This window comes from Pseudomonas sp. GV047 (assembly GCF_003058245.1).
In the GTDB taxonomy this organism is placed as follows: Bacteria; Pseudomonadota; Gammaproteobacteria; order Pseudomonadales; family Pseudomonadaceae; genus Aquipseudomonas; species Aquipseudomonas marginalis.
The window spans coordinates 578,999-599,332 of the sequence record NZ_QCWA01000003.1 but is presented as its reverse complement, the minus strand read 5'-3'; the positions used below and the strand labels follow the sequence as shown (position 1 = coordinate 599,332).

23 protein-coding genes and 1 tRNA gene are annotated in these 20,334 nt (G+C 59.9%); 18 read left to right on the top strand and 6 right to left on the bottom strand.

Features of this window, described 5'->3' with window-relative positions; genetic code table 11:
- The 8 genes from C8K58_RS32495 to C8K58_RS11030 form a co-directional block, all read left to right on the top strand.
- A partial coding sequence (locus C8K58_RS32495; protein ID WP_371921649.1) for a DUF6862 domain-containing protein occupies positions 1 to 966 on the top strand: 966 nt, incomplete at its 5' end.
- Positions 967 to 968: 2 nt separating this feature from the next.
- Entirely contained in the window at positions 969 to 1,418 is a 450-nt protein-coding gene (locus C8K58_RS11055; RefSeq protein WP_027608095.1) for an SMI1/KNR4 family protein, read from the top strand.
- A gap of 53 nt (positions 1,419 to 1,471) precedes the next feature.
- Entirely contained in the window at positions 1,472 to 1,666 is a 195-nt protein-coding gene (locus C8K58_RS32235; protein ID WP_133822113.1) for a hypothetical protein, read from the top strand.
- 11 nt (positions 1,667 to 1,677) lie between these two features.
- Positions 1,678 to 2,034 (top strand): hypothetical protein, encoded by a 357-nt coding sequence (locus C8K58_RS11050; protein ID WP_133822112.1) that lies wholly within the window; start codon positions 1,678 to 1,680, stop codon positions 2,032 to 2,034.
- 219 nt (positions 2,035 to 2,253) lie between these two features.
- Positions 2,254 to 3,042 carry a signal peptidase I gene (gene lepB / locus C8K58_RS11045; protein WP_027608093.1) on the top strand — a complete coding sequence of 263 codons (789 nt, stop codon included), beginning with the start codon at positions 2,254 to 2,256 and terminating at the stop codon, positions 3,040 to 3,042.
- A 129-nt stretch (positions 3,043 to 3,171) separates the two neighbouring features.
- Entirely contained in the window at positions 3,172 to 3,645 is a 474-nt protein-coding gene (locus tag C8K58_RS11040; RefSeq protein WP_051429414.1) for an RDD family protein, read from the top strand.
- 7 nt (positions 3,646 to 3,652) lie between these two features.
- A complete protein-coding gene (locus tag C8K58_RS11035; RefSeq protein ID WP_027608092.1) occupies positions 3,653 to 4,087 on the top strand; it encodes an RDD family protein in 435 nt (144 codons plus the stop codon).
- Positions 4,088 to 4,292: 205 nt separating this feature from the next.
- Positions 4,293 to 4,913, top strand: a complete 621-nt coding sequence (locus C8K58_RS11030) for a hypothetical protein (protein WP_027608091.1) — start codon at positions 4,293 to 4,295, stop codon at positions 4,911 to 4,913.
- A 90-nt stretch (positions 4,914 to 5,003) separates the two neighbouring features.
- Here C8K58_RS11030 and C8K58_RS11025 read toward each other — a convergent pair whose 3' ends face one another.
- Positions 5,004 to 5,591: a hypothetical protein gene (locus C8K58_RS11025; RefSeq protein WP_108573720.1), complete on the bottom strand. Its 588-nt coding sequence runs from the start codon at positions 5,589 to 5,591 to the stop codon at positions 5,004 to 5,006.
- Between the two features lie 16 nt (positions 5,592 to 5,607).
- Positions 5,608 to 6,219 carry a hypothetical protein gene (locus C8K58_RS11020; RefSeq protein WP_027608089.1) on the bottom strand — a complete coding sequence of 204 codons (612 nt, stop codon included), beginning with the start codon at positions 6,217 to 6,219 and terminating at the stop codon, positions 5,608 to 5,610.
- Positions 6,220 to 6,392: 173 nt separating this feature from the next.
- Between C8K58_RS11020 and C8K58_RS11015 the strand changes: the two genes are divergently transcribed.
- From C8K58_RS11015 to C8K58_RS10985, 7 genes are all read left to right on the top strand, one after another.
- The gene (locus C8K58_RS11015) at positions 6,393 to 6,974 is read left to right on the top strand and encodes a hypothetical protein (protein WP_092358628.1); all 582 of its coding nucleotides are present in this window, start codon (positions 6,393 to 6,395) and stop codon (positions 6,972 to 6,974) included.
- 42 nt (positions 6,975 to 7,016) lie between these two features.
- Positions 7,017 to 7,697: a CsgG/HfaB family protein gene (locus tag C8K58_RS11010; RefSeq protein ID WP_027608087.1), complete on the top strand. Its 681-nt coding sequence runs from the start codon at positions 7,017 to 7,019 to the stop codon at positions 7,695 to 7,697.
- Positions 7,698 to 7,726: 29 nt separating this feature from the next.
- Positions 7,727 to 8,089 (top strand): DUF4810 domain-containing protein, encoded by a 363-nt coding sequence (locus C8K58_RS11005; protein WP_027608086.1) that lies wholly within the window; start codon positions 7,727 to 7,729, stop codon positions 8,087 to 8,089.
- A complete protein-coding gene (locus C8K58_RS11000) occupies positions 8,086 to 8,736 on the top strand; it encodes a DUF799 domain-containing protein (RefSeq protein WP_027608085.1) in 651 nt (216 codons plus the stop codon). The genes C8K58_RS11005 and C8K58_RS11000 overlap by 4 nt, the downstream gene beginning before the upstream one ends.
- Before the next feature lie 206 nt (positions 8,737 to 8,942).
- Entirely contained in the window at positions 8,943 to 10,565 is a 1,623-nt protein-coding gene (locus C8K58_RS10995; RefSeq protein ID WP_108573719.1) for a VWA domain-containing protein, read from the top strand.
- Positions 10,566 to 10,655: 90 nt separating this feature from the next.
- Positions 10,656 to 11,228 (top strand): RNA polymerase sigma factor, encoded by a 573-nt coding sequence (locus C8K58_RS10990; protein WP_027607880.1) that lies wholly within the window; start codon positions 10,656 to 10,658, stop codon positions 11,226 to 11,228.
- Complete coding sequence (locus C8K58_RS10985; RefSeq protein WP_108573718.1) at positions 11,225 to 11,830, top strand: hypothetical protein; 606 nt, start codon at positions 11,225 to 11,227, stop codon at positions 11,828 to 11,830. The genes C8K58_RS10990 and C8K58_RS10985 overlap by 4 nt, the downstream gene beginning before the upstream one ends.
- Positions 11,831 to 12,011: 181 nt before the next feature.
- On the opposite strand, the gene C8K58_RS10980 is transcribed toward C8K58_RS10985, so the two are convergent.
- Positions 12,012 to 12,647 carry a LysE family translocator gene (locus C8K58_RS10980; RefSeq protein ID WP_027607878.1) on the bottom strand — a complete coding sequence of 212 codons (636 nt, stop codon included), beginning with the start codon at positions 12,645 to 12,647 and terminating at the stop codon, positions 12,012 to 12,014.
- Between the two features lie 784 nt (positions 12,648 to 13,431).
- Between C8K58_RS10980 and C8K58_RS10975 the strand changes: the two genes are divergently transcribed.
- Positions 13,432 to 14,496: a 2,3-butanediol dehydrogenase gene (locus tag C8K58_RS10975; protein WP_227432305.1), complete on the top strand. Its 1,065-nt coding sequence runs from the start codon at positions 13,432 to 13,434 to the stop codon at positions 14,494 to 14,496.
- 109 nt (positions 14,497 to 14,605) lie between these two features.
- Here C8K58_RS10975 and C8K58_RS10970 read toward each other — a convergent pair whose 3' ends face one another.
- The 3 genes from C8K58_RS10970 to C8K58_RS10960 form a co-directional block, all read right to left on the bottom strand.
- Complete coding sequence (locus tag C8K58_RS10970) at positions 14,606 to 15,511, bottom strand: DMT family transporter (RefSeq protein ID WP_092358636.1); 906 nt, start codon at positions 15,509 to 15,511, stop codon at positions 14,606 to 14,608.
- A 117-nt stretch (positions 15,512 to 15,628) separates the two neighbouring features.
- Positions 15,629 to 16,669, bottom strand: a complete 1,041-nt coding sequence (locus C8K58_RS10965; RefSeq protein WP_027607875.1) for a virulence RhuM family protein — start codon at positions 16,667 to 16,669, stop codon at positions 15,629 to 15,631.
- An 80-nt stretch (positions 16,670 to 16,749) separates the two neighbouring features.
- Positions 16,750 to 16,826: transfer RNA gene (locus C8K58_RS10960), tRNA-Arg, on the bottom strand.
- Between the two features lie 373 nt (positions 16,827 to 17,199).
- On the opposite strand from C8K58_RS10960, the gene gabD reads away from it, so the two are divergent.
- Complete coding sequence (gene gabD / locus C8K58_RS10955; protein WP_027607874.1) at positions 17,200 to 18,642, top strand: NADP-dependent succinate-semialdehyde dehydrogenase; 1,443 nt, start codon at positions 17,200 to 17,202, stop codon at positions 18,640 to 18,642.
- 181 nt (positions 18,643 to 18,823) lie between these two features.
- A complete protein-coding gene (gene gabT, locus C8K58_RS10950; protein ID WP_108573717.1) occupies positions 18,824 to 20,101 on the top strand; it encodes a 4-aminobutyrate--2-oxoglutarate transaminase in 1,278 nt (425 codons plus the stop codon).
- Positions 20,102 to 20,334: the final 233 nt, after the last annotated feature.

The window sequence follows — 20,334 nt, the reverse complement described above, 5'->3', positions numbered from 1 at the left end:
GGGAGGAATGCGGTTGAGAATAACTATCTCAGCGTGCCGGAAGCGACCCGTAAGTTTGTGCTTTCACGCAAGCAAATGCTGGGCACCATCACTGAAGATGAACAGGACGAACTCGCCTACATAGACGTTATCGATAAAAGTCGAGACGAAGCGATTCGGGGAGCGTGCACTGCCGGGAATTTATCCAGTACAGCGTGCGGCAACTTGATTGCCCCTGCTCAGAAAGCCCTCGCTGGATATGGGGAAAATGTCGCGTACAACTTACTTTATAAAGATGTTTACCGTGTTGATGCGGCGAATGCGGAAGCCGTTCTCCGGGGTTTGGACGCCGATAGCATTCTTCGCGATATCACGATAAACAACTTGGCAAAAGGCTCGGACAAGACGCGGGCGGAAGTCGAGGAACAGTATGATAACGTAATGTGGATGCATGCCATTACGGTAGCATTTGCCAGTGCATACGGCCTCAAGGGCGGGTTGACTTCAGTACCCAAGGGCGCGGTTACGGGGGCCGCAACTGCTGCTGAGAAGGCTGAGGCTGCAACCGGCCTGCTGAGTACTCAGTTAGCTAAAGATGCCAGAGCTTACCTATCGGATATTCAGACTTTAACAGGGCGGCAATTTACACCGCAGCAAATGGAACTGTTGAAGGCTGACCTGAGGGAAAATACCTATTCTCGGCTTTCCAAAGAGGCTGTTGATTTGAATCGGGCCGACTTCAGGAAAAAAGTACCTGTTTTGCGTCAGGAATGGGAGAAAAATACTGGTCAAAGCTGGCCGAAAGAGAGCTACACCGCCAGTAATGGGGAGACAAAATTTCGATATTATGATGCCCATCACGTGATAGAAAACAAGTTTGGTGGAAAATCTGAGTGGTGGAACATTACGCCTGCGTTGCGCGGATTGGAACATCAGGGCGGCATCCACAGAGCTCAAGGTCCTGCAGATAAAATATTTGGGAAATGATAATGGAAAACACACTTGAAATTCGTGATCTCATAAACCATATCACCTCCGCTGAACTATATGAGGGTGATTTCGGGAGTCGCCTGACTGATCGTGAAGCTATATTGAGTGGGGTCGATGCGGCGGACCGCGACGGCGTTCCCTCTGACTATCTAGCGTTTCTAGGTGTCTTTGGATTTGGCGATTTAGACAGCGCGCTTTATATCGAAGATGGTCCAGATAAATACGCCTCAGTCGCCGGATGTGAGGTGGATGCCTATAGTCGGATGTATGTTTTTGCGGGTACTTCAGATGGTGTGTTATATGCTTTTGATGCAGGCAATAATTGGTCGATAGTGGAGATTGATTCGGAGATCGATGAGGTGAGGGTGCTGGCCGATAACTTCTCAAGCTTCATCCTTAATCAACTGATTGAGGTGAAAGGTTATGTCGATTGGCGTGCGGAGCAATAAGGAGCACTCAAGCGGGTAGCTGAAAGCGTTTCCGCAGTAACCCCGAGGCTACCGTGAACATGTACGAAAAATTAGAAGTCTTTAATGCGCTGGGATGTGCGCTATTAGAGCGGCTGACGCCTGTTTCTTCAGGTGAAATAAGTGTGATGCGGCAGCAGTGGCCGGCGGCTCCCGACGAGTACTTTGCTTTTATACAGGAACGGGGCACGGTGAAATCAAGGAGGACGACCGCGCGCTGCCGCTTTTGACGATTCAACCGATGCTGCTTTCTGCTAAGGCTGACTACTTCGGTGATGATGGAATTTATAAAGACGGGCCCTATGAAGCGGGCGCGAAGGGCGAGGTGTGGCTGTTCGGCTGGGATAGTGTCGGGACTGCTTTCGGTTTTGACAGCGGAGACAACTGGCGATTTTTGGAAATCGACAATATGCGTTGGATAACGCGACTTGACTTGTCCTTTTGTCAGTTCGTCGAAGGGCTGTTGGTTTGTTACCCACAGCGGCCAGTGAGCTTTGCGAATGGAGTTTGGCGTGACTCGGAAGATGTTTCTTACAGCGCGCCGGCATGGGCACAACAGCCTGCCGGGCAGAACACGGTTACATTAATGGTGGTCTGACCACTATTTCCCCAAACACACGTGCGTGATGGAAGTTCTGAGAATTCTCCCTATTGGTCAGTTGTAGAAATTGATCCTGGGCTGAATGATGCAGAGGTCTTATCTGAAGACTTTTCAAACCTCATGCTTAGCCAGTTGATAGCCGCCAAAGGTTGCGTGGATTGACGAGCCAGGCAGTAGTATGTGCGCTGCCCGCGCTGACCTTATCAAGGACGATCAATGAAACCCGTAAAACTCTCCCTCCAAGCCTTCCTCATGTCCTGCCTGGTGGCTGGCTGGGGCCTGGTGTACGTCGATCGCATCAAATGGGGCGTCTGTGTCGCGGCACTGTTGTACGCCGGCGTTATCCTGATGGGCCTTTGCGGGCTGATCGCAACACCGGTCGGGCTGTATGTACTCTTGGGCTTCGTCATTACGGTGAAGCTGGCCTCGGCAATAACCTCTGCTGTTTTGGCACGCCGCTACACCGGCCCGCAGGGTATACCGCGTAAACGGTTCCATGCGCTCTACGTGGGCGTGCTGATCGTGATCACCTTGGTTCTGCTGGACGTGCTTCGGGTGCCGTTGCTGGGCTTTAAAACGTACTTTGTGCCGACGGGCTCGATGGCACCCACGGTGTCGGTCGGCGATTACATTGTGTCCGACCTCAAGGCCGGTGCGCCCGAGGTCGGCGATATCGTGGTGTACCGCTGGAATGGCACCGAAGCAATCAAGCGTGTGGCGGGCATCGGCGGCGATACGTTGGCCATCGTGAATGGCGAGTTGATCCGCAACGGCGAAAACCTCGGCTTGTTTCACGCCCCAGTGGACCGGGTCCAAAGCCCCGAGTCACTGACGCTTGCGCCGGTAAAAGTCGAACCGGGCCACGTGTACCTGCTGGGTGACAACCGCTACAACAGCAACGACAGCCGCTTCATGGGCCAGGTCGCGGTTGAGGATGTGGTGGGCAAGGTCACCGGCATCTGGTTCTCGAGTGAGCGGGGGCGCATCGGGACGACTTTCCCATGAGCCTTTCGAGCATCGCTGGCGCAGGTACTCCCGGCCAGCGGGCAGCACAGCAATACCATTGAGAGGCTGGGAGCCGATTTGCGCCCAGCCGAAACACACACCAACGCCATAAGTCTGGAGCAATACCGCATGGACGCAAACCACACCGCCAAACGCCCGACGATCCTGGCCAGCATCGGCCGGCGCCTGGCCGCGCGACTTATCGACTGCGCCATCGCAGTCCTGATCTTTTTCATCGTCAAATTCTGCGCCGGTGCATTGTCTGCCTACGTGCCGGCCGTGACGCCCAAGGCTGGTTTTCTCTCGGCGTTTTTTGCAGCCTTCGCCTACTTCCTGCTGGCCGATGCGTTGCCCAACGGCCAGAGCCTGGGTAAGCGTTTGTTGAGCATCGCCGTCGTCGACCGTAAAACTCGCAAAAGCTGCACGGTTTCCCAGGCGTTAACCCGCAATTCCGGAGCGCTGGTGGTGATCGATTGGGTGTGGATATTCATGGAGTCCAGAACGCGCCTGGGCGATATGTTCGCCAAGACCATCGTGGTTCAGACCGGCAACCTGACGAGCGTTCGCAGCCTTGCGGATATTTATGACAACGGTAGGGGATAAATACGTCATGAACGATTCGGTATCGGCTACGCAAACCTGGGACATCGCCAGCCCGTTCAGACGGTTGCTCGGCTATCTGATCGATATGGCGGTGGTATTTTTCCTGCTGTTTTTGAACAGAAACCTGGACTATGCCTATTTCTATCTGGGCTCGGCAGGAGGCCCGGCATTGTTTGATGGTCTCCACTATGTGCTGTGGTTTTCAGCCTTCGGGTACTACTTGTTTTGCGATGCCTTGCCCAATGGCCAGAGCCTGGGCAAGCGGGTGTGCCGCACGGCCGTGGTGGGTTACCCGTACCCCACGAACTGCACGCTGTTCCAGTCGTTCCTGCGCAATGTTCCGAAGATGGTGTTCAGTGTGCTGGACGGTCTTTTTGTACTGTTCGGCCTGCGTCGTCGCTTGGGCGATATGTTGGCCAGGACGATTGTCATCAATTCCTGAGCAGGGCGGCCTGGACGGGCCGCCCGGTTTAACTCAGGACGGGTTGGCGTTCAGCCTGCGATTGATCACATCCAATAAAACACCGTGAGTTGATGCCAACGGCATGATGCTCAAAGCCCTGTATGCGTGTTAACCGTTTTATCCCGTTACTGCAGAAGCAAACTTGCTCCCACCCACCCATTATTTGGACCCAAGGAAGCTGTCAATGAAACTGTATCGTCTGTTTATCTCACTCACTGCACTGGCGACCTGCACCAGCAGCTTCGCCGCGGCGCCTGCCCTGCAAAGTTTTCTCGCCTGCGACCAGAACTCCCTGGCGGTGGTAAGCCAGGCAGGGCTCAAGGAGCGTGTTGCCCATAAGCTGGAGAACGGCAAGATCACGCTCAGCGGCGGCACAAAGTCCGATATGGGCCAGCGCTGGATGTTCGACACGCCGCTGACGCTTGACGGTATGACCTTGACCGGCTTTTTCGCCGAAGACCAGGACCTGATGGGTTCGCGCATCATCAACTGGGGTTTCTACACCGAGCAGGCGCCCGACGCGCTTTACGCACAGCTGAGTAAAGTACCGGGTACGGCGTTGGAGAAAGCCAACGGTATCTACGCGCGTGCGCAGATCTGGTCGCACAAGCAATCAGCCTGGGTGCCGGAAGGCGGCGATGACAACGCGGGCAAGCTGGTCACCGATACGGCCGAACGCATCTTGATGGTCGAGCCCGCACCCGGTGACCTGGCCAAGACCAGCAAAGGCATGATCACCTGTTCGGTTCAGGGGGCGGTGAGCGCAGCGATGCTCAAGACCACTCGACCTGACCTGATCAAGTGAGCTGAGGCTGGCAACGATACCGCGGGCATGTTGAATGCCTGCGGTGTTCTCCGGTTTTTCGCGAGCAAGCTCGCTCCTACAGGGGCGGGGTTACAGCAACTTGCGCTGCACCGCTTCATCCAGCGTACTGCGCGTCAGCGCCTCGACCACTTCCCGCGTGTCTGCCTGGAACGGGATGCCCACGATCAGTACCAGGTGCATCCAGGTGCGCACTGATTCGCTCTTTTTGACGCGGCCCAGCTCCTTGCCATCCTTGTCCTTGAACACTGTCTCCAGGGTGAAGGTGTTTTTCGCTGTGCTCGGGATCATGAAGAACGTCGCGCCGGTGATGATCGCCGAGGCCATGCTGAACTGTTCGTTGTTGTGCAGCGTGGCATCGACGTAGATATCCGAGTCGACCTTGTCAGTGCTCACCCGCGAGAAACGGTTGGACTGGCGAAACGAATCGGCCACGGCCTTTTCCCACAGCGCCACCGGGGCGCCGACTGCCGCGTTGCCCGGGCCGCCGTTGACGTGGTTCTGCGCGGTGGTGTGCACGTACGCCGTGGGCTTTTGCGCCGGCGCGTTGGCGGTCGGTGGCCAGGTCTGTACGGCGGGCAACTCGTGCTGCGAGTAAGACACGCAGCCAGTCAGCAGGACGGCGGCGAGTGCCAGGCTGTGTTTGATCAATCCTTTCATGCATCACTCCTTGAAATTACGGTTTGGCCAGTTTGGCGGTGGCGGTGTCGAGCAGTTGCCCGACCAGTTTGGTCAGCTGTTGGCCGCCCATCGACGGTGCCCAGTATTGGCCGCTGTAAAGCCCGACGTTGTGTTCGAATTTGATCGAATCCTTGGCCTTGGCCAGCTCCTTGCCGTTGCGGTCGACGATCACCAGGTCGCCGGCCACCTCGAAGCTGTCCACGTAGATCGGGCCGTTGACCCAGATCCAGATGGTCAGCGTCAGCAGCGCGCCGGGTACGTACGCCGGGTGTGGCGCGCGATGGCCCTTGAGGGCGGTCATGTTGAATTTGAGCGTCACGTCCTGCTCGCCCAGGCGCACCGGGTACTCGGTGACCTGCTTGAAGTAACCCCCGGTACGCACATACTGAGTGATCTGGGCCGTCAGGGAGCTGCTGATGGCGGCCTTGTTGGCTTCGTTGACGTCGGCGGCGCTCACCGTCACATCGGCGATTTGTGCACTGCGCGGGCTGCTGACAGCGACCGGGTGGAGCGGGGCGGCGATGGGGCCGGTGACGGTGTAGGAAACGCAGCCGGTCATCGACAGCGCAGCGATCAGGGCCGTAGCCCGAAGCAGAGTATTAAGCACGCAATGTCCCTATAAGTGAGCAAGCCAAGTTACTGTCTCGACCCGTATCCCCATAACTTGAGGGAATGTGCGCCACCGCACGGCAACCGACGAAACACCTTGAGAACCGCTCTCAACCCCGTAAAATGCCGCGATTGTTTAAAGCACGATACTTTTCAGGGACGAATCCAGACATGCGCATGTTTGCCGTATTCCTCGTCGCCTGCCTGATGGCGGGCTGCGCCTCCAAGCCGGAGTACTACATCTCGCCGGCACCGGTCACGATTCCGAAGACTGCTACTTACTGGCTCGACACCTTCAACGTTGACGTGAAGGGCAAGAGTAAGCACTTCATGTCGGATGACAAAGTTCGCCAGGAGCTCGGCGTCGATCTGGTAAACCGCTTGCTCAAAGCCAAGCGTTACGCAACCAGTAAAGACAGCGCCGATTATTTGTTGGATGTCGACGTCGTCTATGTGCGCCATATCATCGACTCCAATGGTGGGTTTTCGAACCTGTTGATTGACGACGGCACCATCCTGCAAAGCATCGATTTTGGCTACAAGGTCAAGGTCAAGAAAGCCGGTGCCGAGGTGCTGCACTTCGCCCAGAACCGCCCCAGCCTGGAGCCCAGCAACTGGCGAGGCCAGCCGCAACAATGGAGGACCCTTGCCGGCGTTGTAACCAACAGCGGTAACTCCAGTGTCGAGCGGTATTTCACTAGTGGGCTAAGCGACTACATCGTCGACGACCTGCGCGATATTCCGTCTCGCTAGCGTCAGCTGCCATACCCGATTCCCCCCATTTAGGAGCACCCCGTGAACACACTGTCCAAAATCCTGCTGTCCGGCCTCACCGCCGCAGCGCTGTTGACCGTGGCCGGTTGCGCCACGGAGAGCAACCGCGCCATGCCGGTGGAACAGGTCGCCAGCGCCAACGTCGCCTATTCCGGCGTGCGCGTGCCCATCGCCGTGGGCAAGTTCGACAACCGCTCCAGCTACATGCGCGGCATCTTCTCCGACGGCGTCGACCGTCTCGGTGGCCAGGCCAAGACCATCCTGATTACCCACCTGCAGCAGACCAACCGCTTCAGCGTGCTGGACCGCGACAACATGGGCGAAATCTCCCAGGAAGCCGCGATCAAGGGCACTGCGCAGAAGCTCAAGGGCGCTGACTACGTAGTGACCGGCGACGTGACCGAATTCGGCCGCAAAGAGACCGGCGACCGCCAGCTGTTCGGCATCCTCGGCCGTGGCAAGACCCAAGTGGCCTACGCCAAGGTCGCACTGAACATCGTCAACATCAGCACCTCCGAAGTGGTCTATTCCACCCAGGGCGCCGGTGAGTACGCGCTGTCCAACCGTGAAGTGGTCGGCTTCGGCGGCACCGCCAGCTACGACTCCACCCTCAATGGCAAGGTCCTCGACCTGGCCATGCGCGAAGCCATCAACCGCCTGGTCGACGGCATCAACGCCGGCGCCTGGAACCCGCGCAACTGATCAGCAACCCCTCAAGGAGCAGTACACGGATGAGCAAGGCAGTGAAGTTGGCGCTGATGCTGACAGCAATCGCGGCGGTCGCCGGGTGCCACACGGCGCCCCAGCCCCTGTATCAATGGGAAAGCTACCAGCCGCAGGTTTACGAGTACTTCAAGGGCGAGCCCAAGGAAGCGCAGGTCGAGGCGTTGGAGCGTGATCTGCAAAAGATCAACGCCAGCGGCCGCAAGGCGCCGCCGGGCTACCACGCGCACCTGGGCATGCTGTACCTGAGCATGGGCAAGGATGACCAGATGGTGCAGGAGTTCCGCACCGAGAAGGCGCTGTTCCCCGAGTCTGCCTCGTACATGGACTTCCTGTTGAAAAACGCCAAGACCGGAGTGGCCACCAAATGAGCCTGCTAAAACTCACCGGCGCCCTGCTGGCCCTGGCTTTGCTCGGCGGTTGCGCAGCGCCCAAGACCATTGACTACACCGCGTACAAACAGGCGCGGCCCAAGTCGATCCTGGTACTGCCGCCGATCAACGAGTCGCCGGAAGTGCAGGCCTCGTACAGCCTGGTCTCGCAAGTGACCTACCCGCTGGCCGAAGCCGGCTACTACGTGCTGCCGATTGCCCTGGTGGACGAAACCTTCCGCCAGAACGGCCTGACCACCGCCAACGATATCCAGGGCGTGCCACCGGCCAAGCTGCATGACATCTTCGGCGCGGACGCGGCGCTGTACATCACCGTCAGCGAGTACGGCACCAAGTACATGCTGATCTCCAGCGACACCGCGGTGACGGCCTCGGCCAAACTGGTGGACCTGCGCACCGGCACCACCCTGTGGACCGGTTCGGCGCGGGCGTCCAGCGAAGAAGGCAACAACAACAGTGGCGGCCTGGTGGGCATGTTGATCACCGCGGCGGTCAAACAAGTGATCAACAGCTCCACCGATGCGGCGCACCCGATTGCCGGCATCACCAGTGCACGCCTGCTGTCGCCGGGCCAACGCGCGGGGATCCTGTACGGCCCGCGTAACCCGAAGTACGGCACGGACTGAGTTCATCGCCTCGGTTCAAATGTGGGAGGGGGCTTGCCCCCGATAGCGATAGATCAGTCAGTACATGTTTGACTGACCCACCGCCATCGGGGGCAAGCCCCCTCCCACAGTTGGACTGTGGTGTTATTCGAACCAGGGTTAACCCGAACATCCCGCACCTTGCGTCTGACCTTGTGAACGGATCATTCATTCACGAGGTTCAGCCCATGTCCCGTCCTCTGCTCTTCCTGCGTCCTGCTGCCCAAGGCTTTGCCGTCACCCTGGTGGTGGCGCTGGCCGGGTGTGGGCTGTCTTCGTCCCCTGAGTTGGCCAAACCGGCCGAGCCCGTTGCCGAGCTGCAACGCGCGTCGCCCCAGGGCGCCTTGGTCAAGCGCATGGCAATGCCCGCGCCAATGCGCATGCAGGAATCAGCGGCGATGGATTACCGCAGCGAACACCGCGAGCAATACGCCAACCTGCCGGACAACCCGGTGCATCGCGTGGCCGAGACGCCGGTGTCCACCTTCAGTGTGGATGTCGACACAGGCAGCTACGCCAACGTCAGACGCTTCCTCAACCAAGGCAGCCTGCCGCCCGAAGGCGCTGTGCGACTGGAGGAAATGGTCAACTACTTCCCCTACAACTACGCCTTGCCCACCGACGGCTCACCGTTTGGCGTGACCACCGAAGTCGCCGCCACGCCGTGGAACCCGCATACCCAACTGCTGCGCATCGGCCTCAAGGCGTCCGACCGCGCCGTGGCGGACCTGGCGCCGGCCAACCTGGTGTTCCTGGTGGATGTGTCCGGCTCCATGGACCGCCGCGAAGGCTTGCCGTTGGTGCAAAGCACCCTGAAATTGCTCGTGGATCAATTGCGTGATCAGGACCGGGTTTCATTGGTGGTCTACGCCGGTGAGTCCCGCGTAGTGCTCAAGCCCACATCGGGGCGCGACAAGGCCAGGATCCGCAATGCCATCGATCAACTCACCGCCGGCGGTTCCACGGCAGGCGCATCCGGTATCGAACTGGCCTACCAGATGGCCCGCGAAGGCTTTATCGACAAGGGCATCAACCGCATCCTGCTGGCCACCGACGGTGACTTCAATGTGGGCGTCAGCGACTTCGACAGCCTCAAGCAAATGGCCGCCCGGCAGCGTAAAAGCGGGGTGTCCCTGACCACCCTCGGCTTCGGTGTGGATAACTACAACGAGCACCTGATGGAGCAACTGGCGGATGCCGGCGATGGCAATTACGCCTATATCGACAACCTGCGCGAAGCCCGCAAGGTGCTGGTGGACCAGCTCAGTTCAACCCTGGCGGTGGTCGCGCGGGATGTGAAAGTGCAGGTGGAATTCAACCCGGCACAGGTCAGCGAGTATCGACTGCTGGGCTATGAAAATCGCGCCCTCAAGCGTGAGGATTTCAACAACGACAAAGTCGATGCCGGTGAGATCGGCGCAGGGCATACCGTGACCGCGCTGTATGAAATTGTGCCGAAGGGCCAGAAGGGCTGGTTGGAGCCATTGCGCTACGCCACTGCGCCTGCGGCCGAAGGTAAATCCGATGAACTGGCGATGCTGCGCGTGCGCTACAAGCCCGCTACGGGCGGTGATAGCCGCTTGATCGAACGGCCCATCCGCCACGAAACCACCCAGGCCAGCGACGACCTGCGCTTCTCGGCGGCGGTGGCCGCCTTCACCCAACAGCTCAAGGGCGATGGCCGCTACACTGGCAGCATGAGTTTGAAGGACACCGCCGCACTGGCCCGCTCGGCCCGGGGCGATGACCCCTTTGGTCTGCGCAACGAGTTCGTGCAACTGGTGGAACTGGCCCAAAGCCTGAAACCCTGATCTCAAACAGGACACTGATCAAATGTGGGAGGGGGCTTGCCCTCCCACACTTGAACAGCGTTAAATTTATAAAAGGAGTTCGCCCCCTGCATGGCTGTTCCAGATGATCCATCCAGCGACGAATCGCTGCTGGCCCGTTACCGCGCCGGTGACGCCGCCGCGTTCGAAGCCTTGTACGCGCGGCATCGCCAAGGCCTCTACCGCTTCCTCGTGTCCCTGAGCAACAAGGCCGAACTGGCCGAGGAAATCTACCAGGACACCTGGCTCAGCCTGATCCGCAGCAACACCCAGCCACAAGGCCGGGCGAGTTTTCGTACATGGCTGTTCCAGATCGCCCGCAACCGCCTGATCGACCACTGGCGCAAGCACGGCATCCATAACCCCTTGCACGACAGCTACGATGAGCAACTGCACGCCCAGGCCGACGACAGCGCCGGCCCCGAGCAACAGCTGAGCCTGAGCCGCGACCAGGCGCGCCTCGACGCTGCCCTGCAAGACTTGCCTGAAGACCAGCGCGAAGTCTTCCTGCTGCGCCTGCACGGCGACCTCGACGTGCCGCAAATCGCCGCCCTCACCCAAGCCCCGCTGGAAACCGTCAAAAGCCGCCTGCGTTACGCCCAGCAGAAACTGCGCCGCCTGCTGGCCGAGGAGATACTTGCATGACCGACTCCCGACATACGCCCGACACCGACGACGTGCTGATCCAGCACTACCGTCAACACAGCAGCGGCGAGCCGCCCGCGTCCCTCGACGCCTTCATCCTCGACGCCGCCCGCCGCGAAGCCCCGGCACCGCAACCGAGCCTGTGGCAACGCTGGCTGCACGCCTGCCAACGCCCGCGCTGGCAAATGGCATTCGCCACCGTGGCCGGCTTGGCGCTGATGATCGGCGTGGTCACGCGCTCGCCCGTGCCGCAACCTGAAATCTCCACGGCGACCTTCTCCGCCATGCACGAGGAAACCGCCCGCCCGGCACCGCAAGCGTTGTCCGCACCGGCGCCGATGGCGCGCATCGCCGCCGCGCCCAAGGCTGAACGTGCGCCGGTTCAGGCTGAGATGGCAGGTGCGCTGGCAGATGAATCGAGCGCCAGGCTCAGCAAGCGCGCACCGTCAGCGTTGCCGTCGCTGGAGCAAGAGTTACAGTCGATCGTGCGCTTGCGTGAAGCGGGTGAAAGCAAAGCCGCGGATGAAAAATTGCTGGCGTTGCACGCGCGCTTTCCCGAGGAAGACCTGCCCGCACGGCTGGAGGCGCTGCGCAAGCATTGACCAAGAAAGAATGGGCCACCGGTAATCTGTGGTGAGCGGGCTTGCCCCGCGCTGGGGTGCGAAGCACCCCCAATGAAGACAAATGCGGTATACCCGATAGCGCACAGCGTCTGGTTTTGGGGCTGCTGCACAGCCCAACGCGGGGCAAACCCGCTCGCCACAGTGCCCTCAAGGCCCGTCTTCAACGCCGCGCATCAAAAACCATGCGCACCGCCAGGCCAGCCAGCACCGTCCCCATCAGCCAGCGCTGCACCAGTTGCCATACCGGCTTGGCCGCCAGGAACGTCGCGATGGAACCGGCCATGATGGCGATCACCGCATTCACGCTCACACTGATCATGATCTGGGTAAACCCCAGCACGATGGATTGTGTCAGCACGCTGCCGTGGCCAGTGGGGGAGATGAACTGGGGCAGCAATGACAGATACATCACCGCGACTTTCGGATTCAACAGGTTGGTCACAAAGCCCATCATGAACAGCTTGCGTGGGCCGTCCCTGGGCAAGTCGCGCACATGAAACGCCGAGCGCCCGCCGGGCTTGACCGCTTGCCAGGCCAGGTACAACAGGTAAAGCGCACCGCCGAGCCGGAGTGCGTCATACGCATACGGCACTGCCATCAGCAACGCGGTAATCCCCAGCGCCGCACACAGCATATACACGACGAAACCCAGCGCCACGCCGCCCAGTGAAATCAACCCGGCCAGCGGCCCCTGGCAGATCGAGCGCGAAATCAGGTAGATCATGTTCGGCCCGGGCGTCAGCACCATGCCAAGGGAAATCAGACCATACGCCAGCAGGCTCGACAGTTCGGGCATGGGTTAACTCCTGTAGGTTGAGCGCGTCGTTGCGCAGGTTGGATGCACCTGATGGTAGGGCGGGAGCAGGGCGCGCGTTAGATACAGATCGGCCGACAAAACGTCATACAGGGGGCTTGGGCCGCTGAGCACCCTTGGTTGGCGGCGAGTCCGTCAGTTAAGGGCGAACACCCTACTTGTGGTGATCGGGCTTGCTGTGGTGATCGGGCTTGTTGTGGTGAGCGGGCTTGCCCCGCGCTGGGCTGCGAAGCAGCCCCAATCAGGATCCCTGTGTTCTGTCAGGTAAACCGCAGCGCCTGGTTTTGGGTCTGCTTCGCAGCCCAGCGCGGGGCAAGCCCGCTCACCACAAGTTACGAGTAGTCCTCGATCACGTGGGGCGTGGAGGTGCAATCTCGAATGGGTTATCGGGTGGGCCTGCGCAAGCTTATTGTGGTGATCGGGCTTGCTGTGGTGAGCGGGCTTGCCCCGCGTTGGGGTGCGAAGCGCCCCTAATGAAGACGACTGAGGTGGATCAGGTACGCCCCTGGCATCAACGCTTGCAGTGAGACGCAACGTCTCACGGTCTCGTCGCTACCGTGGGCGATCTGGCATGGCGCGTCTCGTTTGACCTCGATGCCGGTCAATCTTAGGTTTTCATTCGGCGGCTCTAGGAGAGGGGCGTCCAGGCGTTTTTGCACAGCTGGCACCGGCCTTGCTCTGGCCACTGGCAACCCACCCGGCGCGCCAGTGCCAACCGTTTCAAGGAGACTTCGCTATGAGCCTTTCGAGCAACTCGCAACGCAGCATGCGTGCCGCTGTCTGGCACGGTCGTAACGACATCCGCGTCGAAGACGTGCCGCTGCCCGTTTCGCCGCCTGCCGGTTGGGTGCAGATCCGCGTGCAATGGTGCGGCATTTGCGGCTCCGATCTGCATGAGTACGTGGCCGGCCCGGTGTTCATTCCGGTCGACGCCCCGCACCCGCTGACCGGGATCAAGGGCCAGTGCATTCTCGGTCATGAGTTTTGTGGCGAGATCGTCGAACTCGGTGCCGGCGTACAGGGTTTCAGCGTCGGCGAGCCGGTGGCGGCCGACGCCTGCCAGCATTGCGGCACCTGCTACTACTGCACCCACGGGCTCTACAACATTTGCGAGAACCTGGCCTTCACCGGCCTGATGAACAACGGCGCCTTCGCCGAACTGGTCAACGTGCCCGCCAACCTGCTGTACAAGCTACCGGCGAACTTCCCTGCTGAAGCCGGGGCGCTGATCGAGCCTCTGGCCGTCGGCATGCACGCGGTGAAAAAAGCCGGAAGCCTGCTCGGGCAAAACGTCGTGGTGGTCGGCGCCGGCACCATCGGCCTGTGCACCATCATGTGTGCCAAGGCGGCGGGCGCGGCCCAGGTGATCGCGCTGGAAATGTCCGGCGCGCGCAAGGCCAAGGCCCGGGAAGTGGGGGCGACCCACGTGCTCGATCCGAATGAATGCGACGCCCTGGCCGAGGTCCGCCGCCTGACCGGCGGGCTCGGCGCGGACGTCAGTTTCGAATGCATCGGCAACAAACACACGGCCAAACTTGCCATCGACCTGATCCGCAAGGCCGGCAAGTGCGTACTGGTGGGCATCTTCGAAGAACCCAGTGAATTCAACTTCTTCGAGCTGGTGGCCACGGAAAAACAGGTACTCGGCGCGCTGGCCTACAACGGGGAGTTCGCCGACGTGATCGCGTTTATCGCGGATGGGCGGCTGGACATCTCGCCACTGGTGACGGGGCGCATTCAGCTGGAACAGATCGTGGGCCAGGGCTTCGAGGAACTGGTTAAAAACAAGGAACACAATGTGAAGATCATTGTGTCGCCTGCCAGGGTCTGACGCGCACGCTGACCGCCGCAGTCTTTGCCCCGCTCCCGACTCCCCAAGCAAGACAGAGAAGGGGAGTGGGGGACGTGTGGGCGCGACTGAAAAACTCGGCCCGTCGAGATCACCGTGAGGTCGTGCGTGAGCGTGAAGTGGCGATGACCGCCCCCGTAATGATCAACACCGCGGGAATCATCAGGATCGGCTTGGCATCGCTTTGCCCCACGGCAATCAACAGCAGCGTGGAGAACAGCGGCGCCAGGTAAGACAGGGCGCCCAGCATCGATAGGTTTCCGTGCTTGGTCGCGTGGTCCCAGGCGAAAAAAGCCAGGCCCACAGGGCCCAGCCCCAGGGCAATGATTGCGGCCCACTGGCCCGGCTCAGGCCGCACCGTGGTTTCGAAAGCCAGGTGGCAGAGCCCGCCGGCCACTGCCACCAGCCCGCAGATCCCCCCGATGATGCTGCTCGGAACATGGCTGAACCGCCGGTTGAACACCGAATAGATCGCCCAGACCCAGGCACACGCAAAGGCGGCGGCGTAACCGATCACCGGCATCGACGCACTGTCACTCCGGGCCCGCAGCTGCATGATGAAGGCCGTCCCCGCCAGGCCGAGCAAGGCGCCCAGCAGCTGGCGCTTGCGCAGCGACTCGCCGGTGGCAAGGCTCGACAGCAGCACGATCAGCAGTGGCCACAGATAGGCAATCAGGCTGGCTTCAGCCGCAGGCGCGGCCTTCAGGGCAAAGAAATACAACGCGTGATAGACAAAGATCCCGGCAAAACCTGTTGCCCACACCGGCCAGGGCTGGCGCCAGCTGCTGAACCCCGCAGCGCCACGCAGCCCCAGCACGCACAGGCTGGCCACGAACGCGACCGCGAAGCTCGAAGCCAGCAACTGAAAGGCCGGGATGCCGGCGGTCAAGGTGGTCAGAAGCGCCAGGCACGCCCACAAAAACACGGCAATCACCCCGATCAGCGTCGCACTGGCGGCGCCCTTGGCAAGGGTGATGGGTGGGTTGGAAGTGCTCATCCGTGAGTCTCCGGGGGTCAGGGGGTTATCGAGGTTGCTCAGCATTTGGGCGTCGATGCCGCCCCACAAAAATTCCGAGGTCTTTTGACTTGAGGCCTATGAGCCATACGAACGGCTTCACTGATTTGTCTTCTGTGAGATCGCCCGCAGTGCCTCAATGCTTAAGGATTCTCCCTTGGCTTCTTTCAATACCCTGCGTTGCTGATTGTAACGTTCGTACTCCGCTTTCGCTTTGTCGTCAGCCACGTGCTTGCTGACCTGTCCAGAATCCTGCAAAACCTCACGGTCATTGAAGGCTAGGAACTGATCCAGTTTTTCCTGCCAGTCCCGTAGGAAGATTTGCTTGCGCCTCAACGCTTGGTCTTCTGCGAAGTCCAGCCACATGGTGACAATGCGATTCAATGCGGAAATTTCGTCTGCACGCAGATAGTTTTTGGCGATCGTGACATCGCTTTTGCGTACCTCATCACCTTTGAAGCTGGTGAGGCCCATATTTGGTTGTGTCGAGTCGACACGTTGGGCAATTAGTTCGGCAGCGGTAAGGCCGGTGCTCGCGAAGTGCAGTTTGTTTTGAATGATTTGAAAGAAAGCGGTCGTTTCACTATTCGACGGCACGTAGTCCGCAGCCATCGCGAAAATTTCCCGAACTCGCAGGTAAACCCGCCGCTCGCTGGCGCGGATATCGCGAATGCGTTCAAGCAATTCGTCAAAGTAGTCAGGAGCCAATGAACGACCCACTGGAGGGTTCTTCAGCCGTTCATCATCCATGACGAAGCCTTTGACCAAGAACTCCTGCAATATCTGCGTAGCCCATTGGCGGAACTGCGTACCTCGCTTGGAACGTACTCGATAACCGACGGCCAGAATCAGCGGTAGGCTGAAGTGTCTGACGTTGTAGGGCTTATCGTCGGCGGCAGTTGTTCGGTAAAACCGAACAACTGAATTTTCAGCCAATTCGCCCTCTGCAAAGATGTGGCTGATATGTTCGCTGATAGTCGCTTTCGCCTTGCCATACAACTCACAAATCATGGCCTGCGATAGCCACAGGGTATCGCTGTCAAAACGACACTCCAGGCGAACTGAACCGTCACCGCTCTGGAACAGCAGTATTTCACCTAGTGGGGCTGGAGGGTGTTGGTTCTGGCTGCTGTCGCTCATGTGAGAACTCAGTGATCGGGCTGATCGACAGTCTACAAAAAAGCCCCAGGCCTTTCGACCTGGGGCTTTTCATCTATATCTGGTGCACCCGGCGGGATTCGAACCCACGACCCCTGCCTTCGGAGGGCAGTACTCTATCCAGCTGAGCTACGGATGCTTGTGCGGGCGACATCATACCCATGTCGACCTTGGGCGTCCATGCCGGTCTTTGGCCGTTCAAACGTAGGCATTTGCCGCGCAGAGGCCCTGCGCCGGGCGCCGTTGGTCAACACGGCGGAACGCGCTCAAATCACGCTGATCAGAAAAATCCGGCAAATGCGCCGTTTTCGTTCTTTTTTTCGAACAGACTATTGCCCTGTACCCCCATTGATCCTAGGATTCGTTTGAGATTTCAAACGCTCTGTCTCTCGTGCGCAGTTCACTGATGATCGCGCGCGCGGGGGCTGATTTCCCTGACGGCAGCCCACAAGGCGCCTTTCAACAACTCTAATTCGCTCCGCGTGCGCGCGGTGCTGTTAAGGAAAGCCGACATGCAGCTCAAAGATTCCCAGTTGTTCCGCCAGCAGGCCTTTATCGATGGCGCTTGGGTGGATGCGGACAACGGTCAGACCATCAAGGTCAACAACCCTGCCACGGGCGAGATTATCGGTACCGTGCCAAAGATGGGCGCCGCGGAAACCCGCCGCGCCATTGAGGCCGCCGACAAGGCGCTGCCGGCCTGGCGTGCGCTGACCGCCAAGGAGCGCGCCAACAAGCTGCGTCGTTGGTTCGAGCTGCTGATCGAAAACCAGGACGATCTCGGTCGCCTGATGACCCTGGAACAAGGCAAGCCATTGGCCGAAGCCAAGGGCGAAATCGTCTACGCCGCGTCCTTTATCGAGTGGTTCGCCGAAGAAGCCAAGCGCATCTATGGCGACGTGATCCCCGGCCACCAGCCCGACAAGCGCCTGATCGTGATCAAGCAGCCTATCGGCGTGACCGCCGCCATCACCCCGTGGAATTTCCCGGCCGCGATGATCACCCGTAAAGCCGGCCCGGCCCTGGCCGCCGGTTGCACCATGGTGATCAAGCCGGCTTCGCAAACCCCGTTCTCGGCCCTGGCCCTGGTTGAGCTGGCGCACCGTGCCGGTATCCCGAAAGGCGTGCTGAGCGTGGTCACCGGCAGCGCCGGCGATATCGGCGGCGAGCTGACCAGCAACCCGATCGTGCGTAAATTGTCCTTCACCGGCTCGACCGAAATCGGTCGCCAGTTGATGGCCGAATGCGCCAAGGACATCAAGAAAGTCTCCCTGGAGCTGGGCGGCAACGCGCCATTCATCGTGTTTGACGACGCGGACCTGGATAAGGCCGTCGAAGGCGCGATCATCTCCAAGTACCGCAACAACGGCCAGACCTGCGTCTGCGCCAACCGCCTGTACATCCAGGATTCGGTGTACGACGCGTTTGCGGAAAAACTCAAAGTCGCGGTGGCCAAATTGAAGATCGGCAACGGTCTGGAAGAAGGCACCACCACCGGCCCGCTGATCGACGAAAAAGCCGTGGCCAAGGTCCAGGAACACATCGCCGACGCCCTGAGCAAAGGCGCCAAGCTGTTGGCCGGTGGCAAGGTCATGGAAGGCAACTTCTTTGAACCGACCATCCTGGTCGACGTGCCGAAAAACGCCGCCGTCGCCAAGGAAGAAACCTTCGGCCCGCTGGCGCCGCTGTTCCGCTTTAAAGACGAAGCCGAAGTGATCGCGATGTCCAACGACACCGAATTCGGCCTGGCGTCCTACTTCTACGCCCGTGACCTGGGCCGTGTGTTCCGTGTGGCCGAAGCCCTGGAATACGGCATGGTCGGGGTCAACACCGGGTTGATCTCCAACGAAGTGGCGCCGTTCGGCGGCATCAAGGCTTCGGGCCTGGGCCGTGAAGGCTCCAAGTACGGGATCGAGGACTACCTGGAAATCAAATACCTCTGCCTGGGCATCTAAGCCGGGAAGGGATTGCAGTAAACGCAAAGGGCACGAGAGCGCTGACCCTTTGCGTGTTTCACACCGTTATTCGTAGTGGCCGGGAAAGCTGTGGCAGTCGATCATCGCATGCTGCCGTAGTTGCCTCCCCGCCACGTATTCCTTGAACAACGCCACCCGATGAGTGGCGAATGAGGACTTTATGAGCAAGACCAACGCTTCCCTGATGAAACGCCGCGAAGCCGCTGTACCGCGCGGTGTTGGCCAGATTCACCCGATCTTCGCCGAATCCGCGAAGAACGCCACCGTGACCGACGTTGAAGGTCGCGAGTTCATCGACTTCGCCGGCGGTATCGCCGTGCTGAACACCGGCCACGTGCACCCGAAAATCATCGCCGCCGTGACCGAACAGCTGAACAAGCTGACCCACACGTGCTTCCAGGTACTGGCCTACGAGCCGTACGTCGAAGTGTGCGAGAAAGTGAACGCCAAGGTCCCCGGCGATTTCGCCAAGAAAACCCTGTTGGTCACCACCGGTTCCGAAGCCGTTGAAAACGCCGTGAAAATCGCCCGTGCCGCGACTGGCCGTGCCGGCGTGATCGCTTTCACCGGCGCCTACCACGGCCGCACCATGATGACCCTGGGTCTCACCGGTAAAGTCGTGCCTTACTCGGCCGGCATGGGCCTGATGCCAGGCGGCGTGTTCCGCGCGCTGTACCCGAACGAACTGCACGGTGTCAGCGACGACGACTCCATCGCCAGCATCGAGCGCATCTTCAAGAACGATGCCGAGCCGCGTGATATCGCCGCCATCATCATCGAGCCGGTCCAAGGCGAGGGCGGTTTCTACGTCGCGCCGAAGCCGTTCATGAAGCGCCTGCGCGAGCTGTGCGACAAGCACGGCATCCTGCTGATCGCCGACGAAGTGCAAACCGGTGCCGGCCGTACCGGTACCTTCTTCGCCATGGAACAGATGGGCGTTGCCGCCGACCTGACCACCTTCGCCAAATCCATCGCTGGCGGTTTCCCGCTGGCCGGTGTGTGCGGCAAGGCCGAATACATGGACGCCATTGCCCCAGGTGGCCTGGGCGGCACCTACGCCGGTAGCCCGATCGCTTGCGCCGCTGCGCTGGCGGTGATGGACGTGTTTGAGGAAGAGCACCTGCTGGACCGCTGCAAGGCAGTCGGCGAGCGCCTGGTGACTGGCCTCAAGGCGATCCAAGCCAAGTACCCGGTGATCGGTGACGTGCGTGCCCTGGGCGCGATGATCGCGGTCGAGTTGTTCGAAGGCGGCGACAGCCACAAGCCAAACGCCGCAGCCGTTGCCGCCGTGGTGGCCAAGGCGCGTGACAAGGGCCTGATCCTGCTGTCCTGCGGCACCTACGGCAACGTGTTGCGCGTACTGGTGCCGCTGACCTCGCCGGACGAGCAGTTGGACAAAGGCTTGGCGATCATCGAAGAGTGCTTCTCCGAGCTGTAAGCGGCAGTTGGCCTGATCGATAAGGAAAACCCGCTTCGGCGGGTTTTTTTGTGCCTTAAGCAAGCCAGCTCTCATCAAATTTAAAATAACTTACTGATTTTAAAGGGTAAAAAATTTCACTCTAAAATCTTGAGTCTTGCATAAACAATTTCAGGCAACCGCATTCTTGTGGTGAGCGGGCTTGTCCCGCGCTGGGGCGCGAAGCGCCCCTAATAAAGACAAAATGCGGTGTA

Bases quoted from the DNA above. Each gene is read 5' to 3' on its own strand.
- C8K58_RS11055 (WP_027608095.1), top strand. From the start codon at position 969: ATGGAAAACACACTTGAAATTCGTGATCTCATAAACCATATCACCTCC.
- C8K58_RS11050 (WP_133822112.1), top strand. From the start codon at position 1,678: ATGCTGCTTTCTGCTAAGGCTGACTACTTCGGTGATGATGGAATTTAT.
- lepB (WP_027608093.1), top strand. From the start codon at position 2,254: ATGAAACCCGTAAAACTCTCCCTCCAAGCCTTCCTCATGTCCTGCCTG.
- C8K58_RS11040 (WP_051429414.1), top strand. From the start codon at position 3,172: ATGGACGCAAACCACACCGCCAAACGCCCGACGATCCTGGCCAGCATC.
- C8K58_RS11035 (WP_027608092.1), top strand. From the start codon at position 3,653: ATGAACGATTCGGTATCGGCTACGCAAACCTGGGACATCGCCAGCCCG.
- C8K58_RS11030 (WP_027608091.1), top strand. From the start codon at position 4,293: ATGAAACTGTATCGTCTGTTTATCTCACTCACTGCACTGGCGACCTGC.
- C8K58_RS11025 (WP_108573720.1), bottom strand. From the start codon at position 5,591: ATGAAAGGATTGATCAAACACAGCCTGGCACTCGCCGCCGTCCTGCTG.
- C8K58_RS11015 (WP_092358628.1), top strand. From the start codon at position 6,393: ATGCGCATGTTTGCCGTATTCCTCGTCGCCTGCCTGATGGCGGGCTGC.
- C8K58_RS11005 (WP_027608086.1), top strand. From the start codon at position 7,727: ATGAGCAAGGCAGTGAAGTTGGCGCTGATGCTGACAGCAATCGCGGCG.
- C8K58_RS11000 (WP_027608085.1), top strand. From the start codon at position 8,086: ATGAGCCTGCTAAAACTCACCGGCGCCCTGCTGGCCCTGGCTTTGCTC.
- C8K58_RS10995 (WP_108573719.1), top strand. From the start codon at position 8,943: ATGTCCCGTCCTCTGCTCTTCCTGCGTCCTGCTGCCCAAGGCTTTGCC.
- C8K58_RS10990 (WP_027607880.1), top strand. From the start codon at position 10,656: ATGGCTGTTCCAGATGATCCATCCAGCGACGAATCGCTGCTGGCCCGT.
- C8K58_RS10985 (WP_108573718.1), top strand. From the start codon at position 11,225: ATGACCGACTCCCGACATACGCCCGACACCGACGACGTGCTGATCCAG.
- C8K58_RS10980 (WP_027607878.1), bottom strand. From the start codon at position 12,647: ATGCCCGAACTGTCGAGCCTGCTGGCGTATGGTCTGATTTCCCTTGGC.
- C8K58_RS10975 (WP_227432305.1), top strand. From the start codon at position 13,432: ATGCGTGCCGCTGTCTGGCACGGTCGTAACGACATCCGCGTCGAAGAC.
- C8K58_RS10970 (WP_092358636.1), bottom strand. From the start codon at position 15,511: ATGAGCACTTCCAACCCACCCATCACCCTTGCCAAGGGCGCCGCCAGT.
- C8K58_RS10965 (WP_027607875.1), bottom strand. From the start codon at position 16,669: ATGAGCGACAGCAGCCAGAACCAACACCCTCCAGCCCCACTAGGTGAA.
- gabD (WP_027607874.1), top strand. From the start codon at position 17,200: ATGCAGCTCAAAGATTCCCAGTTGTTCCGCCAGCAGGCCTTTATCGAT.
- gabT (WP_108573717.1), top strand. From the start codon at position 18,824: ATGAGCAAGACCAACGCTTCCCTGATGAAACGCCGCGAAGCCGCTGTA.